The sequence below is a fragment of the Allolucifera butyrica genome (assembly GCF_900476375.1).
In the GTDB taxonomy this organism is placed as follows: domain Bacteria; phylum Bacillota; class Negativicutes; order Sporomusales; family UPPP01; genus Lucifera; species Lucifera butyrica.
The window spans coordinates 45,706-62,025 of record NZ_UPPP01000062.1; the positions used below are offsets into that span (position 1 = coordinate 45,706).

Here is a 16,320-nt window from a genome sequence, read left to right on the forward strand (position 1 = left end):
CATTGTATTTAGAATGGTGTATAATATATTTTGCGATTATGTCACGGCCCGGTGGTGTAGTGGTTAACATGCCGCCCTGTCACGGCGGAGATCGAGGGTTCAAGTCCCTTCCGGGTCGCCATTTTACATTGAAACCTACGGCGTACATTTGCCGCGGTAGCTCAGTCGGTAGAGCAGAGGACTGAAAATCCTCGTGTCGGCAGTTCGATTCTGCCCTGCGGCACCATATATATGCGGAAGTAGCTCAGTGGTAGAGCATCGCCTTGCCAAGGCGAGGGTCGCGAGTTCGAATCTCGTTTTCCGCTCCAGAATGGCGGCATAGCCAAGTGGTAAGGCAGAGGTCTGCAAAACCTTTATTCCCCAGTTCAAATCTGGGTGCCGCCTCCAAATTAATTTTAGCAAACCACCCCATGACGGGGTGGTTTTTTGTGTGTCTGAGAATGACCACTGTCTGGGGAATTTTGTTGATTTTTGCATTGTTGTTACAATTAGAATTCATTTTATAGATACTCTTGTTTTTTCAAGCAGGATATTGCTTCTTTTATGACGAATAAATAGTACGGAATTTGGAAGGGGTTGATGGAATGATAAGTGATGAAGTAAAAAAAGGTTCAACCAGGACGGCGCATCGTTCTTTATTTTATGCCATGGGTTATACGCCGGATGATTTGGCAAAGCCGCTGATCGGCGTTGTTAATGCGCAGAATGAAATTATTCCCGGGCATATTCACTTGGATAGTATTGCGGAAGCAGTTAAGTTTGGCGTCGCTTCGGAAGGGGGTACCCCGATCGAATTTCCGGCGATCGGAATCTGCGACGGCATTGCTATGGGCCATGAAGGCATGAAGTATCCGCTTCCCAGCCGGGAGTTAATTGCCGACAGCATTGAGGCGATGACCATCGCCCATAAATTTGACGGACTGGTTTTGATTCCTAATTGCGATAAAATAGTACCGGGAATGTTGATGGCGGCGGCCCGTTTAAATATTCCCGCCGTTGTCGTCAGTGGAGGGCCTATGATGGCCGGCCGGTATAACGGCAAGGATATCAGCGTCAGCAATATGTTTGAAGCAGCCGGTTTGTTTGAAGCCGGTCGAATTACGGGTGCGGAGTTGCAGCGAATGGAACAGGCCAGTTGCCCGGGCTGTGGTTCCTGTGCCGGCTTGTTTACGGCCAATACCATGAATTGTATGACGGAAGTGCTGGGAATGGGGCTTCCGGGTAATGGGACGATTCCGGCCGCCTATTTCGGCGCCCGGCGGGCGTTGGCAAAGGAAGCCGGTAAGAAAATTATGGAGTTAGTGCGCCAGAATGTCAAACCGCGCGATATTATGACGAAAGAAGCGTTTATGAATGCCATTACCGTTGATATGGCGATTGGCGGTTCAACGAATACTGTTTTGCATCTTCCCGCGATTGCCCATGAGGCCGGAATTGCCTTGGAACTGGAATTGTTTGATGCAATCAGTGCCAAAACTCCGTATATTACCAAATTGAGTCCGGGCGGTACACATCACATGCAGGATCTGAATGAAGCCGGCGGTATTCCCGCGGTTATGAAGGAATTGAGCAAAGCCGGCGTTATTTTTAAAGGATGTAAGTCGGTTAATGGTAAAACGGTAGGAGAAAACATTGCCAATGCGGAAATTAAACGGGACGAAGTAATCCGTTCGGTTGAGAACCCTTATCGTAAACGGGGAGGCATTGCCATTTTACGGGGGAATATTGCCCGGGACGGGGCGGTTGTGAAGGAAAGCGCCGTCGATGAAGCAATGCTTTGTCATAGTGGGCCGGCCAGAGTATTTGATTCGGAAGACCAGGCCATTACGGCCCTGCTTGGCAAAAAAATAAATAAAGGAGATGTTGTTGTAATTTGCTATGAAGGTCCCAAGGGGGGGCCGGGGATGCGGGAAATGCTCAATCCGACCGCCGTCATTGCCGGAATGGGCCTCGACCGGGATGTGGCCTTATTGACGGATGGCCGCTTCTCGGGTGCGTCACGGGGCGCCGCTATCGGCCATATTTCTCCGGAATGCATGGATGGCGGAGCTTTGGCGCTGGTACAGGAGGGGGATATTATTGATATTGATATTCCGGGCCGTACCTTAAATGTGAGGGTTAGTGACGACGAACTGTCCCGGAGAAGAAAAACTTGGCTAAAACCGGAACCCAAAGTCACGACCGGTTATTTGGCACGGTATGCCCGCATGGTAAGTTCGGCCAGCACCGGTGCAGTTTTGAAATAAAATGGGAAAATCTGGTGCGGAAATTTATTATTTTTTCTTGCCAACTTTACTTTTTTGATATATAATAATTACGTTATCGTTGCTAGACACTTTTGCCGGGGTGGCGGAACAGGCAGACGCAAGGGACTTAAAATCCCTCGGGTGGTAACACCCGTACCGGTTCGATTCCGGTTCCCGGCACCATTTATTTGTGTGAAGTGCTGAGCAATTTTATATTTATGGCAAATTTATTTTTGGGGTTATAAATTCTATATCATAATTGTTGTCTAGGGTTTTGGAGGAGTCTGTCATGCAGGCTCCTTTTTATTTTTTTTGCGAAAGGATGTTGTCGTGTGCATGAAATTGCGTTCTGGGGATCAATCCTAATTTTTCTCGTCACCTATGCCTTGATCGTTTGGGAAAAGGTTCATCGTATGATTGTGGCAATGGCGGGAGGGCTTTGCATGCTGCTGTTGGGTTTTTTAAGCCAGGAAACAGCGATTAAAGACGATATTGACTTTAACACCATCGGCCTGTTGATTGGCATGATGATTTTAGTAACGATTACGCGGCGCACCGGCGTATTCGAGGCGATTGCCATATGGGCCGCCAGAGTGACCGGCGGCCGCCCGGTCCGTTTGCTGGGGTTGCTGTCGGTTATTACGGCGGTCGCATCGGCCTTACTGGACAATGTTACCACCGTTCTGCTGCTGGTGCCGGTTACGTTAACGCTGACAGATAAGTTGCAGATTAATCCGGTGCCGTTTTTGATTTCGGAAATTCTGGCTTCAAATATTGGCGGTACTGCGACGCTGATCGGCGATCCGCCAAATATCATGATTGGCAGCGCTGTGGGGTTAAGCTTTAATTCATTTCTGGTGCATTTGGCACCGGCGGTTTTGCTTATTTTGGTGATTACCGTGGGCCTGCTGATGTTTATATACCGGAATGAACTGCGCGGTAACGCGGCAAGCAGGCAGGAAGTGCTATGTTTATCTATCCGGGAACAAATTAAGGACTGGTTGTTGTTGAAAAAATCATTATTTATTTTAGGACTGACGATGATATTATTTATGTTTCACAGTTTGTTTCAACTGGAATCAGCTACGATTGCTCTGGCCGGTGCCATGCTGTTGCTGTTTTTAAGCGGGGAAGAACCGGAGGAAATCCTGCTGCTTGTGGAGTGGCCGACTATTTTCTTTTTTGCCGGTTTATTTGTACTGGTGGGAGGCCTGAAAGCCGCCGGGGTGATCCGGGAACTGGCTGCCTGGAGCTTAACAATCACCCAGGGACAGGTGGTGGGGACTTCTTTTTTGATTCTCTGGCTGGCGGCCATAGCGTCTGCTTTTATCGATAATATTCCCTTTGTTGCTACCATGATTCCTATGCTGCAGGAAATGGGGCGGATGTCCGGGGGAAATCAGGAGGTAGTCTGGTGGTCATTGGCACTGGGAGCGTGTTTGGGCGGAAACGGCACACTCATTGGGGCGTCTGCCAATGTAATCGTTGCCGGTATCGCGGAAAAAAACGGAATCCGGCTTTCCTTCGGCCGGTTTTTTAAAATTGCTTTCCCACTGATGTTATTATCTATTTTAATTGGGCAAGGTTATATCTATTGGCGTTATTTTTCCGCGCCCTGAGCCCTGTGCCTCGAGCCGAAAGAGCGTCAGTGGTCTTTCTTTAATATGTTGTAACAGTCGACGATGGACTATCATATTATGTTAATGGGATACCCAAACATTTATAGGAGGTGAAGTCTGATGGGATATTATAATTATGGTATGTCCAGCTGCCAGTCCATGAAATGTATGTCTTGCATGCATGCCATGAAATGTATGTCCAGTTGCCAGCCTATGTATAGTTGTGAATCGATGTCCAGCTGCCAATCTATGAAATATATGTATAGTTGTCAGTCGATGTCCAGTTGCCACTCCATGAAATGCATGTCCAGCTGCCATCCCATGTCCAGTTGCCAGTCCATGAAATGTATGTCCAGTTGCCAGCCTATGTCCAGTTGCCAGTCTATGAAATGTATGTCCAGTTGCCAGCCTATGTACAGTTGCCAGTCTATGAAATGCATGTCCAGCTGTCAGCCTATGTACAGTTGCGAATCGATGTATAGTTGCCAGTCCATGAAATGCATGTCCAGCTGTCAATCCATGATGTATGGTCGGTAATAAAACTAAATAAAACTAAAAATCAGCACCAGGTACTGCTGTCCCGGTGCTGATTTTCTATTTTTACAGTTACAGAAAGTATAACTTTTCAGTAAAATACTTTCTTCCTGCTTAAAGACCTTTCAGGTCTTTCTTCTTATCTGGAGAGATGAATTTGATTGAGGGGATTTTGGGCGTAGCTTTCTTTCAGTTTCCGGTAGGCTTTTTCCGTCGGCAGGTAAGAACAATGTTCTTTATAGGGGCAGCTATTACAGTTCCAGCAATTTAACTGACCTAAATAGGAAAGGATTGTTGTCTGGTTACCAAATTCACTGATTACACCGTGAACTATATTGGGAGGATAAAAGGTGCTTAAAATATCTAAAGCTTCTTCATCATTCAATTTTTCGGTCCGGGTAGCAATATAATCTCTTACACATTTATAATAAGTCACTACACTGGGGTTAGACGGATTGTTGTTTTTGTTATTTTCTAAAAAACGGTTAAATGTTGTATAGGCTTTGGCGAAGTCGCCTTTTTGATAATGGAGTGCGGTAAGGAACAGGTCTATATTGCTATAGTACCAGGGCAGCGATTCCGGTAAAGACAGATTTAACAAATCGGTAACCGCAGCGACGGGACTATAACCGGTTGTTTCCAAAAAACGGATCAATTCTTCCCTTTGGCCGTCGGTTAAGGACGGCAGAGAACGGAGCAGCCGGCGGATTTTATTATATTCCGCGTAGTCGGTTATGGCCTTGCGGTCGGAGATTTTCTCAATTTCACTCAGTCCCGGAACAATAACATGAAAGGCGGGAAAGCCTAAAAAGGAAACGTCCCGGATAAACGTGCTGTAGCCTTGTCTGGCCAGCAACTGGATTAAATGCGTCAACAGTTCTTTATTGCTGAAGCCGTGCACGTCTTCCAATTCCTTAAAATCATAACTGTAGTTATGACTGAAAAAGTTGGCGGGATAAAAGCCGGAGCCGTTAACGAGAATTCCCATCAGGTTTTCTGCATCCAAATCGCTGTGGTAACAAAATTCTCTTACCCCCATCATCCGGTGAATGTCCTGCCCTTGCAGCAATTCGGTAAGCGTTCGTTCGGCGGCAATTTCAAATATGGGGTGGGCACCGAATTTAACAAAATAATTCTGCGTATCTTTATTGATATAAATAACGCCAACTACGGGAAAATTTAGTCCCAGTGAGCAATCTTTCAAAATGATTTCACAGTTGCTGCTGGCTTTCAATTTAGCTATCATGGAAGCTATGTTAGAATATTTATTAATGAACCAACCAGGGATGTCGGGAGGACATAACCGTTCATTAATAATTTTCTGGTTGGCAAATCGCTCCATAATTTCCGAAATTCCTTGAACGACGGCTTCTTCCAGGGTATTTCCCGCGCACATGCCGTTTGACATGTACATCTTGGATGCCATTTTAACCGGGATATAGGAAATTTGATTGTTTGTCCGGTTTAGGTAAGGGAGCGCAATGAAATCGGCGGGAATCGTTTCGTAGGAAACATCCATCCAGCGTTGCAGGAGTTCTGCTTTATCTATAGCCGGATCCAGACGGTTCCACTGTTCGCGGAACCAATCCTCTTTACTGCTCAGTACCTCCTCAAAACTCATTTTCTTCTCATCGGGAGCGTAAAAAAAACCAAGATACTCCAGCGCCTCTTGCCGTAAATCCAGATTGAGCCGGAAAGTAGCCTGGTTTTGCAGGCGCTCCATTAATTCGCCGTAGGCGCTGGCCAGGGCCAGGTCGGCGGTAGCGCCTTTGCCATTTGTTGATAAACAGGTGTCAACAATTTGAACGGTAACTGAGAAAAAACCTTCTACTGAATTTTTCCAGACTGTTTCGATGGTTAAAAGATCCAGATCCTTTAAAATGGTGCGGATCGTATGGATTGTGGTTAACGGCGGCCGGTCTTTATAGTGACTGTCGGATATTGCCATATAAGCACCTCACTGCCAATATTTTAGTGGAGAATTAAATTTCCTGGAGTGATTCATCAACCATTTGATAAACTTTCATCAGCAGTAAACCAAATTGGTCACTGGCTTTCAGAAACTGCTGCATATCCGGATTCCGGAATAAAGAAGAGAATTTTTGGTTTAATGCGGTCAATTTGTCTTCAAATTCCTGCATGGTCTGACAGCTTGACTGTAAATCGGCCTGTCTTTTTTGATAGGTTTCCAGTTCTTGTTTTAATTTGCCGTTTTGGTCGATGATTTCCTTGGCATGCTTTAAATCTATAAATTCCTGGGTATTTTTTATGGCTGTCACAAATTGCCGGATACTTTCCTGATTGATCATGCTAACCTCCATTTCGCCGCTATCGCGACTGACATAAATAGTAATCTTCTTGATAATATATTCGCGTAAGCGAGCGGCGGTTACCGGGGCGAAAAACTAAATGCTTTGCCGGAAGGAGACTATTGTTGCTTATGACAGCAGGATTCTGGAAACAGGATACGAATAAAATTATATAGAAGAACAGGTTGCGGCAGCCGGACAGGAAGGAAAGCATGGGAACGGAGATTCGGAACAATCTGAACTATTTACGGTATGCGGTATTCCATAAATGGTATGTGTTTTTAGAGGCATGGAAGCTGGGGATCGTCTGGCGGGGGCTGCTGCATGACTGGAGTAAGTTTTCCTGGCAGGAATGGAGGCCCCGGGTTGCGGCATTAGCCCGGCGTCAGCGGCAAGATATTTATACACCGGAGTTTTTTGCCCCCGGTAATGTGGAGGATGAATTGGCTTTAAGCTGGCTGCGGCACTATCACCGGAATCCGCATCATTGGCAATGGTGGATTGTTGTGCTGGATGGCGGTCAACAGAAGGTGCTGCCGATGACGGATGAATACCGCCGGGAAATGCTGGCCGATTGGCGGGCCGTATCGCGAATGCCGGACCGAATGGCAATGGTGCCCTGGTATTTGCTGAATAGGGAAAAGATAATTTTGCATCCGGAAACCCGGCAGTGGGTTGAAAAACAGTTGGGATTATCAGAAACGGGAGGAGATTGCCATGACGGCATATAAAGATCAGGGCGCGCTGGTAGTATTTAGCGGTGGGCAAGACAGTACGACCTGTTTATTTTGGGCAAGGAAGCAATTCAACCGGGTGGAAGCCGTGACGTTTGATTATAATCAGCGGCACCGGCGTGAAATTGATTGTGCCCGGGAGATTGCCCGGGAACTTTCCCTGGAGCATACCATACTCGATTTAGGGTTGTTGAACCAATTGGCGCCCAATGCGTTAACCCGCAGCGAAATTACCGTTAAGGCCGGTGAGAGCGGACAGCTTCCCAATACGTTTGTGGATGGGCGCAATTTACTGTTTCTTTCTTTTACCGCCGTGGTGGCGAAGCAGCGAAACATCCGCCATATTGTGACCGGCGTGTGTGAAACGGATTTCAGCGGCTACCCGGATTGCCGGGATGTATTTATCAAATCGTTGAATGTTACGTTGAACCTGGCCATGGACTACCAGTTTGTCATTCATACCCCTTTAATGTGGATTAATAAAATGGAAACCTGGGCGATGGCCGACGAATTGGGAGTGCTGGATTTTGTCCGGCAAAAGACATTGACCTGTTATAACGGGATTATCGGTGACGGCTGCGGTGAGTGTCCGGCCTGCAAACTGAGAAATGCCGGATTGAAGGAGTATCTATGCCGGAAGTAAAATATCCTGTTGTTCAGATTTTTACCAGCATTCAGGGGGAAGGCCTGCATATGGGACTGCCCGTCACCTTTATTCGTCTGGCCGGCTGCAACCTAAGGTGCACCTGGTGCGATACGCCTCAGGCATTTGACAGCAGTCAGGCCAGGTGGCAGACGGCAGAGGAGATTGTGGCGCAGGCGATTCCCACCCGGCTGGTTGTTATTACCGGCGGTGAACCGACCTTACACGATTTGGGCAGCCTGGTCGAAGCGCTAAAAAAGCGGCATAAATATGTCGCCATTGAAACCAATGGAACCAATGAGATTCCCGCGGCCTGGGGAATTGACTGGATCACCGCCTCTCCCAAACCGGCAAGCGGCTATATTTTACGCTGTGTGCCCAATGAACTGAAATATGTGGTCGATGATGCATTCAACCTGGAGGTCATTGCCTGGCAAGCCGTTCCGAAAGGAAATATTCTGCTGCAGGTGGAAAGCGGCCGGCCGGAATCGGCGGCGAAAGCATACCGTCTCGTCCTGGAGCGGCCGGATTGGGAGTTGCGTCTGGGGATTCAACTGCACAAAGTGATTGCTGTGGAATGACAAGAAGGACTGATTTCTTATTGCTGTTGGCCGGAATGCTGTATTTGCTAACGCTAACCGGGAAAATTAGATTATTTTGTTTGCCATTTTTGCCAAAAATGTAATAAATATTTATTTTACCCTCTAGACAAAAACAGTATGTGTGCTATAATAAATCCATACTAAATATTTCAAGTCGGCAATGACGCTGGCATATTGCAGATTTTGTCTGCATTATGCGGCGTCTTTTTATTTTATCTTAACTTTAGGAGGTAGAAAATGAGTATGACACCTAAAGATGTAGTGGCGATGGCAAAAGAAAAGGGAGCTAAGCTGGTTGATTACAAATTTATCGATCTTCCTGGTATTTGGCAGCACAAAACGGTTCCGATCAGTGAATTTGACGAAAGTGTGTTTGCTGAGGGGCATGGTTTTGACGGATCCAGTATCCGGGGCTTTCAGGGCATTGAAGAAAGTGATATGCTTCTAATTCCTGATCCGAATACGGCAATTGTTGACCCATTTATGAAAGAACCTACGTTAAGTCTAATTTGTAATGTTGTTTCTCCTGACATGGAAAACTATAGCCGGGATGCGCGCTATGTGGCACAAAAAGCGGAAGCTTACCTTAATGCTACAGGAATTGCGGATGCCAGTTATTGGGGACCGGAAGCCGAATTTTTCATTTTTGATGATGTTCGTTATGATTTGAGTCAAAATGCTGCTTATTATTCGGTAGATTCTGAAGAAGCAATTTGGAATACCGGCAAGAATGAAGGCCCCAATCTTGGTTATAAAATTCGTAATAAAGAAGGATATCTGCCGGTTCCTCCCGCCGATGCAACCCATGATATCCGTTCCGAGATGACTTTGGTGCTGGAAAGCCTGGGAATTCCTGTTGAAGCGCATCATCATGAGGTAGCTACCGGCGGCCAGGGCGAAATTGGCATGCGCTTTGATACCTTGACCAATATGGCCGATAAAACGATGACTTTCAAGTATGTAGTAAAAAATGTTGCCAGAAGGTATGGTAAGCTGGCAACTTTTATGCCGAAACCACTTTTTGGTGATAACGGCAGCGGTATGCACGTACATCAAAGCCTGTGGCTGGGCGGTCAGCCGTTGTTCTTTGATGAGAAAAATTATGCTCAACTCAGTCAAACGGCCTTGTACTACATAGGCGGTTTGCTAAAACATGCTTCGGCTTTGCTGGCTCTTACCAGTCCGACTACGAATTCATACAAACGACTGGTACCGGGGTATGAAGCACCGGTAAATATCGCGTTTTCAGCTCGTAACCGGAGTGCTGCTGTCCGGATTCCGATGTATTCCAAGAATCCCAAAACAAAACGGATCGAATTCCGTCCCCCCGATGCTTCTTCTAACCCGTATTTGGCATTAGCCGCCATGTTGATGGCCGGGATCGATGGGATTAAGAACAAAATTGACCCGGTTGCGGAAGGCTTCGGACCGATGCAGGTCAACATTTATGAACTGCCGCCGGAAGAAAAGGCTAAAGTCAAGAGCGTACCCGGTTCTTTGGAAGGAGCCTTAAAGGCGTTGGAAGAGGATCATGCTTTCTTATTGGAAGGCGGGGTATTTACCAAGGATCTTCTGGAGACCTGGATCAGCTATAAATATGCTAATGAAGTGGATTCAGTCCGGCTGCGTCCGCATCCAATGGAATTCAAGCTGTATTTCGATATCTAATCCGCTGGTTTTACCGCGGACGCCGGGAAATCCGGCGTCTGTGTTTTCCACGCTAAATTTTCCTCAGGGATAATTAAATGCATCTCTTTGGCAGGATAATTTTAGTATATGTGGAATAGACTATGAATTAAATAATTTTATGAGGTGAGAGAATGCTTAAAGATTTGCTGTACGTGATTCCCACAGGAAAATATAGCAAACAAGAACTGGTTGATTTATTGAGAAAGCATCCCGAAATTAAATTCGTCTCTTTGGTGGGAATTGACCTCGCCGGTAATGATACGGACGAAAAAGTTCCTATATCATTGTTTCTGAAAGACGTTGATGATTTCTTTAGTGGCAGCGCGGTGCAGACCGACGGCTCATCCGTTGTGTTAACCGGTGTTGCCACATTAAATAATGCCAAAGTCGATATGCTGGCCGACCCTGGTGTGAATTGGTTTGTTGATTACAATTTCGAGCATATTGATGAAGAAACCAAAAAACCGATTGGTACCTTGCGTATTCCGGCTTTCCTTGTCCATAACGGCGTACGGGTTGACTCCCGGTCGATCATGGCGCAATCGCTGGAATATATTAAAGGGGAACTGCTTAATTTATTCAAAAAGCATCCTCAGGTAGCCGGTTTGGAGCACATCGGCGCCGATGAAGTGGAAGATATTATTTTTACTTCAGCGACGGAACTGGAATTTTGGGTGAAGACCCCGGCGGAAAAAGCCCGGGTGGAAGAACTGTCGGCAACCCAGGTAATGCAGGAAAACTATTGGGCCCGTACTCGCGGTGAGGCACGCACGGCCATGGAACAAGCCGTCATGATGCTGGAGCAGTATGGTTTGCATCCGGAAATGGGCCACAAAGAGGTCGGCGGGGTAAAAGCCAGGATCAGCGAGTCCGGTGGACTGACCCATGTAATGGAACAGATGGAAATTGACTGGCGTTTTGCCAGCGGGGTACAGACGGCGGACAATGAATTACAGGCCCGGATCCTTGTTAAGGAAGTGTTCCGCGCCAATGGACTGGAAGTAACCTTTCAGGCCAAGCCGATCATTGGTGTTGCCGGCAATGGGGAACATACCCATGTTGGCATGGCTGCCAAATTGAAATCGGGTAAAATTGTGAACCTGTTTGCGCCGAAAGATATGAAAGCCGATTTCCTGAGTGCGGTCGGTTATGGCTCTATTATGGGGCTGCTCAAGCACTATGAAGTGGTAAATCCCTTTATTTCTTCCACGAATGATTCTTTGAACCGTTTAAAACCCGGTTTCGAAGCGCCGGTATGCATCGTTACTTCTCTGGGCCACAATCCGGAAGTTCCTTCCCGTAACCGGACCATCCTGGCAGGACTTGTCCGTGATATTAATAACCCGCTGGCAACCCGCTTTGAAGTTCGCTCGCCGAATCCGTTCACGAACACCTATATTGCCTTGACGACAATTTATCTTTCCATGCTTGACGGCATTAAAGCGGCTGTTGCTTCCGGCAAGACGACGAAGGAACTGGAGAAGGAATTGTCGAAAGAGCCGGGTGTTCCCAGTTTCTATCTCGAAACCGACCGGGCCTACCGCAGTGAACATGATGTGTTTGAAGACTACACCGCGGAAGAACGGAACCGTATGTTCAGCAAACCGCCTGCTACAGTGTGGGAAAATATGCAGGGGCTGGCCAAATATCCGCAGAAAGTGGAAGCGATCAAAGCCGGCAATGTTTTCTCGCAGGAACTGATTGATGCCTTTGTTGCCGGAGCCTTGTTGCGCTGGAAGATAGAACTGTTGAATCGTATTATTCCCGAAAATGCGGATATCGTAAAAGCTTGTTCCTGTCTGCATACCCCGGAAGCCGGCAGTGACCTGGACGAAAAAAATTGGCAGGCTATTATGAATCTCCGGGTTTACCTGGCGAAAGATTCTACGGCGAAGAAGAGCCTGTTCACCCGGATCGGGGAAGCGGTTAACAGTGGCGATTATAATACTGCTTCCGCTTTGCAAGTGGAAATGAGTGATAAGCTTGAAGAATTAAAAAGTGCTTATGTGCAATATAAAAGAAACATGATTCATGGTTGTTAACAGGCCGACTCCCTCAGCTACGTTGAGGGAGTTTTGACTAAATGGTGAAGAATAGCTCATATGAGGTGCGTTGATATGGATTCCATTGACTTGCGGATTTTAGATATTTTGCAGGCTGACGGACGCATTACCATGAAAGAATTGGGACAGCGGGTAGGATTAACCAGTCCGGCCACCATTGAACGGGTGAAAAAACTGGAAGAAAACGGCGTGATTAGCGGCTATAAAGCGGTAATTAATATACAAAAGGCCGGTCTTGCCGTGCGGGCGTTTGTTATGCTAATGCTAACCAGTATAAATAAATCCGAATTCCGGGAATATATCCGTTCCCAGGAAAATGTACTGGAATGCCACCGGATTACAGGCGAAATGGGATATCTTATTGATTTAGCAACAGCGGATCTGGCTGGTATGGAGAAAATTATCGACGAAATGTCGCAGTTTGGTCAGGTACGTCCGTTCATTGTCTTATCTTCGCCAATAGAGCACAAGCCGGTGTTGCTGCCTTGAAACATTCTGCCGCTCAATGGACTTGTCAGAACTGCAGTTGTATAGTATAACTAATGCTCTAAAGGTGCGGAAGTAGCTCAGCGGTAGACCCTCGCCTTGCCAAGGCGAGGGTCGCGAGTTCGAATCTTGCTGTCCGCTCCAATGTGTAACAAATAAAACCCGGTGCATTGCGCACCGGGTTTTATTTGTGTAAAAAGCAGGAAGGATGGGCGATGCCAAAAAAGGTTTTCTCTTTTTGGCGGCGAATAAAATATAAAATTATTATTTGTTGGGAGGGAAAGTTAATGGAAAAATTGTTTAGCGATTTGGAAGGCTTGCGAGTCGCCCTGGAAATCGAAGTCCGCGGTAAGGAGTTTTACCGGCAGGCTTATCAGAAGTCTAAAAATGAGGCGCAGACGAGTTTATTTCTTGCTTTAATGAACGAGGAGGTTGCTCACTACGAAGCGTTTTCCCGAATTTATGACATTCTAAAACAAAACAGAGATGCCGCGGCGGATGAGTATTTGTTCGATCCGGAAGTTTCCCGTTATTTGACTGCCCTCACCGAAGCGTATATTTTTCCCCCGCCGGAAAAAGCAGCCGCTGCCATAGATGAATTAAGCGGTATAACGGCTGTTTTAAATTTAGCTATGCAGGCGGAAAAAGATTCGATCTTACTTTATGATGAATTAGCACGAAATGCCAAATTTGAGGCTGCAAAAAAAGTTTTTAGTCTGTTAAAAGTAGAAGAACAAAAACATGTAATAAAAATAAGAGAAATGATGAATGCCTGGTTATATGAATCCTCTGCCACGTAGTTTTCATCTTACAAGATGCTTTTCACCGGCAAGGGGCAGATAATATTCTCCGGAAAGACCCGCTATCAGCAATATTTAATGGTTGCAGGTATTGAAAATGTTGAGAAAATTTGTACAATATTAATTAATAGGACTAGTATATATGATAGGGGGAAGATTTATGGCCAAGTCGATAGGTAAGCGGGCTTATCACAAACAGGATATGAAAAAGTTGAACCGGACGGCTTTAACAATTGGTGGAATTACGGCTGCCATATTGCTGCTTCTCATGGTCGTTTCTTTTTTGCGATAAGCGCCTGGTTTAATGTAGTATCTACATCTTTTTAAAACAGGACCGATGAAAATAATTTGCGCCCGGCAGGGCGCTTTTTTTGTGGGATCAGAAAGTATAACTTTTCGGGTTATTTTTATAATAAAACATTCTTCTTAAGAAAGCCGAAAAGTAAAATACTTTCTTTCCATTTAAAGACCCATTGGGTCTTTCTTAGGTTCGAAAAGATATCTAAAATATCAAGAGGAATTTTGGCTTTCTTTGTCTAAAAATAATATTATTCTTAGCTAATATGGAGGAATTATAAATGGAGATGAAAACAGATTTATTGGAAAAAGGAGCTGTCTTACAACGGGACAAAGAAACGTATGCGATTGCCCCCCACATTCCCGGCGGCATTATTACAGATCCGAATACATTGCGCAGATTGGCCGATGTTGCCGAAAAATTCGGCGCTCAAGCCATTAAAGTGACATCGGCACAACGAATCGCTTTGGTGGGCATTACGCCGGATAAGATCGATGCTGCCTGGGAGGAACTGGGAATGGATAAAGGGGCGGCGATTGGCCTCTGTGTGCGCAGTATCAAGATTTGTCCGGCTACTCATTTTTGTAAACGGGCGCAACAGGACGCCGTTAGCTTGGGCTTGGCCCTGGATGAGCGATATCATGGAATGAAATTGCCCTCGAAATTCAAAATGGGTGTAAGTGGCTGTATGAACTCCTGTGCCGAACCGGCGGTCAAAGATCTGGGCATTGTGGGTACTCCCAAGGGTTTCAATGTCTTGATTGGCGGGAATGCCGGGATTAAGCCCCGGCTGGCTAATCTTTTGGCCGAGCACGTGATGCCGGAACAAGTGCTGCCTCTAGTGGAGAAAATTATCACGTATTATAGGGCAAATGCCCGTAACTATGAACGAATGGGGATGATGCTCGACCGGCTGGGCTTTGAAAAAGTAAAACAGGATTTACTTGGCTAGCCGTCCGGGGATGCAGCATGTTTTTAGTCCTGCCCGATAAAATACAAAGGTACATATGGAAATATTGGCAGTTTCAGGGTATACTGTCAATAAGGAAATGTTCGGCAGGAGGCGATAGGATGGAGGACAAATGGGTCATCGAGCTCATCGAGCAGCTTGCCCAATTTAAAGAAGGTGAAATCGGGATAAGCCGCCTGGCTTTCAGCCAGGCCGACCGGCAGGCCCGGGAACATATTCAAGGACGGATGAAGGACGCCGGACTGGATGTGCGTATTGATGCCGCGGGTAATATTATTGGCCGTTTGGCGGGAAAAGATCCAGAGGCCCCTGCAGTCGCAACCGGCTCTCATTTGGATACGGTTCCCCATGGCGGAAAATACGATGGTGTAGTAGGAATCGCCGGCGGATTGCTGGCGATTCAGCGCTTGCAAGCCCGGGGGCCATTGACCCATCCGGTTGAGCTCGTTGTTTTTATTGCGGAAGAAGCCAGCCGGTTTGGTTATTCGAATCTGGGAAGTAAGGCGATGAACGGTACAGCCAATATACATGCCTGGAGTCGGGCCCAGGATCATAGCGGTATTACTCTGAAACAGGCTTTTTTAAAACAGGGTCTTGACTTAAGCGCCGTGACCGCAGCCGCCCGGAAAAAGGAAGAGCTCAAGGGATTTGTTGAATTGCATATTGAACAGAGCCGCATATTGGAAAAGACGGGAAGTAAAATTGGAATCGTGGAATGGGTTGCGGCTTCGACCCGGTTAAAGATTACTGTAGAGGGCACTGCCGCGCATTCGGGAGCGACACCGATGGATGAACGTCAGGACGCGCTGGTCAGTGCGTCGATGATTGTTCTGGCAATCCAGGAAATATCCTTGGAACAGTCGACCTATGGGACTGTGGGCACAGTGGGCGCGCAAATAGTGCATCCCGGTGTTATGAATGCTGTTCCCGGCATGGTGGAAATGTGGGTGGATATTCGCGGCGTAGATCATGACAGCATCATTCAAACCCTGCAGGATATTAAAGATGCAATCAGCACCATTGCCGAAGAACAGCACACTCCCGTGGCTATGGAAGTGTTATCCTCGGAAAAGCCGGTGTTGATGGATGAGCATATGGTGGAAACGATCGAAAATGTGTGCCGCAGCCGGGGGGTTTCATACCGGCTCATGAATAGCGGTGCAGGGCATGATGCTATGTATATGGCCCATTTGACGCCTACCGGTATGATTTTAATTCCCTGCAAAAACGGGCTTAGCCATCATCCGGAAGAATCCGTGGCAACAGAAGACATTATGACCGGCATTGACGTTTTGACGGAAATGTTGTATCGGCTGGCAAAGTAGGT

At 46.7% G+C, this 16,320-nt stretch carries 14 protein-coding genes and 6 tRNA genes; 18 read left to right on the top strand and 2 right to left on the bottom strand.

Features of this window, described 5'->3' with window-relative positions:
• Window positions 1-45: 45 nt before the first annotated feature.
• The 7 genes from LUCIF_RS07430 to LUCIF_RS07460 all read left to right on the top strand — a co-directional run bounded on the left by LUCIF_RS07430 (window position 46) and on the right by LUCIF_RS07460 (window position 3,865).
• A tRNA-Asp gene (locus tag LUCIF_RS07430) sits at window positions 46-121 on the top strand.
• 29 nt (window positions 122-150) lie between these two features.
• Window positions 151-226: transfer RNA gene (locus LUCIF_RS07435), tRNA-Phe, on the top strand.
• Between the two features lie 7 nt (window positions 227-233).
• Window positions 234-308: transfer RNA gene (locus LUCIF_RS07440), tRNA-Gly, on the top strand.
• A gap of 4 nt (window positions 309-312) precedes the next feature.
• Window positions 313-387: transfer RNA gene (locus LUCIF_RS07445), tRNA-Cys, on the top strand.
• A gap of 197 nt (window positions 388-584) precedes the next feature.
• Window positions 585-2,246 (top strand): dihydroxy-acid dehydratase, encoded by a 1,662-nt coding sequence (gene ilvD / locus LUCIF_RS07450; protein WP_122627246.1) that lies wholly within the window; start codon window positions 585-587, stop codon window positions 2,244-2,246.
• Window positions 2,247-2,340: 94 nt separating this feature from the next.
• Window positions 2,341-2,429, top strand: a tRNA-Leu gene (locus LUCIF_RS07455).
• A gap of 149 nt (window positions 2,430-2,578) precedes the next feature.
• On the top strand, window positions 2,579-3,865 hold the full coding sequence (locus LUCIF_RS07460; RefSeq protein WP_122627247.1) for an ArsB/NhaD family transporter: 1,287 nt from the start codon (window positions 2,579-2,581) through the stop codon (window positions 3,863-3,865).
• A 673-nt stretch (window positions 3,866-4,538) separates the two neighbouring features.
• Here LUCIF_RS07460 and LUCIF_RS07465 read toward each other — a convergent pair.
• Window positions 4,539-6,347, bottom strand: a complete 1,809-nt coding sequence (locus LUCIF_RS07465) for a YcaO-like family protein (protein ID WP_122627248.1) — start codon at window positions 6,345-6,347, stop codon at window positions 4,539-4,541.
• 34 nt (window positions 6,348-6,381) lie between these two features.
• Window positions 6,382-6,708 (bottom strand): YlbF/YmcA family competence regulator, encoded by a 327-nt coding sequence (locus LUCIF_RS07470; protein WP_165865917.1) that lies wholly within the window; start codon window positions 6,706-6,708, stop codon window positions 6,382-6,384.
• Window positions 6,709-6,920: 212 nt separating this feature from the next.
• Here LUCIF_RS07470 and LUCIF_RS07475 point away from each other — a divergent pair, with 212 nt between their 5' ends.
• The 11 genes from LUCIF_RS07475 (at window position 6,921) to LUCIF_RS07520 (ending at window position 16,318) form a co-directional block, all read left to right on the top strand.
• A complete protein-coding gene (locus tag LUCIF_RS07475; protein ID WP_122627250.1) occupies window positions 6,921-7,439 on the top strand; it encodes a DUF5662 family protein in 519 nt (172 codons plus the stop codon).
• The gene (gene queC, locus LUCIF_RS07480) at window positions 7,426-8,085 is read left to right on the top strand and encodes a 7-cyano-7-deazaguanine synthase QueC (protein WP_122627251.1); all 660 of its coding nucleotides are present in this window, start codon (window positions 7,426-7,428) and stop codon (window positions 8,083-8,085) included. The genes LUCIF_RS07475 and queC overlap by 14 nt, the downstream gene beginning before the upstream one ends.
• Window positions 8,073-8,666, top strand: coding sequence for a 7-carboxy-7-deazaguanine synthase QueE (locus LUCIF_RS07485; protein ID WP_122627252.1), 594 nt, complete (start codon window positions 8,073-8,075; stop codon window positions 8,664-8,666). The genes queC and LUCIF_RS07485 overlap by 13 nt, the downstream gene beginning before the upstream one ends.
• Window positions 8,667-8,924: 258 nt before the next feature.
• Window positions 8,925-10,355, top strand: coding sequence for a type I glutamate--ammonia ligase (glnA, locus tag LUCIF_RS07490; RefSeq protein ID WP_122627253.1), 1,431 nt, complete (start codon window positions 8,925-8,927; stop codon window positions 10,353-10,355).
• A gap of 152 nt (window positions 10,356-10,507) precedes the next feature.
• Window positions 10,508-12,418 (top strand): type I glutamate--ammonia ligase, encoded by a 1,911-nt coding sequence (locus tag LUCIF_RS07495; protein ID WP_122627254.1) that lies wholly within the window; start codon window positions 10,508-10,510, stop codon window positions 12,416-12,418.
• Window positions 12,419-12,493: 75 nt separating this feature from the next.
• The gene (locus tag LUCIF_RS07500) at window positions 12,494-12,928 is read left to right on the top strand and encodes an Lrp/AsnC family transcriptional regulator (RefSeq protein WP_165865918.1); all 435 of its coding nucleotides are present in this window, start codon (window positions 12,494-12,496) and stop codon (window positions 12,926-12,928) included.
• 66 nt (window positions 12,929-12,994) lie between these two features.
• Window positions 12,995-13,069 (top strand) — tRNA-Gly (locus LUCIF_RS07505).
• A 143-nt stretch (window positions 13,070-13,212) separates the two neighbouring features.
• Complete coding sequence (locus LUCIF_RS07510) at window positions 13,213-13,725, top strand: ferritin family protein (RefSeq protein ID WP_207857179.1); 513 nt, start codon at window positions 13,213-13,215, stop codon at window positions 13,723-13,725.
• 160 nt (window positions 13,726-13,885) lie between these two features.
• Window positions 13,886-14,017 carry a hypothetical protein gene (locus tag LUCIF_RS26980; RefSeq protein ID WP_279386950.1) on the top strand — a complete coding sequence of 44 codons (132 nt, stop codon included), beginning with the start codon at window positions 13,886-13,888 and terminating at the stop codon, window positions 14,015-14,017.
• 286 nt (window positions 14,018-14,303) lie between these two features.
• Entirely contained in the window at window positions 14,304-14,975 is a 672-nt protein-coding gene (locus LUCIF_RS07515; protein ID WP_122627257.1) for a ferredoxin-like domain-containing protein, read from the top strand.
• Window positions 14,976-15,094: 119 nt separating this feature from the next.
• The gene (locus LUCIF_RS07520) at window positions 15,095-16,318 is read left to right on the top strand and encodes a Zn-dependent hydrolase (RefSeq protein ID WP_122627258.1); all 1,224 of its coding nucleotides are present in this window, start codon (window positions 15,095-15,097) and stop codon (window positions 16,316-16,318) included.
• Window positions 16,319-16,320: the final 2 nt, after the last annotated feature.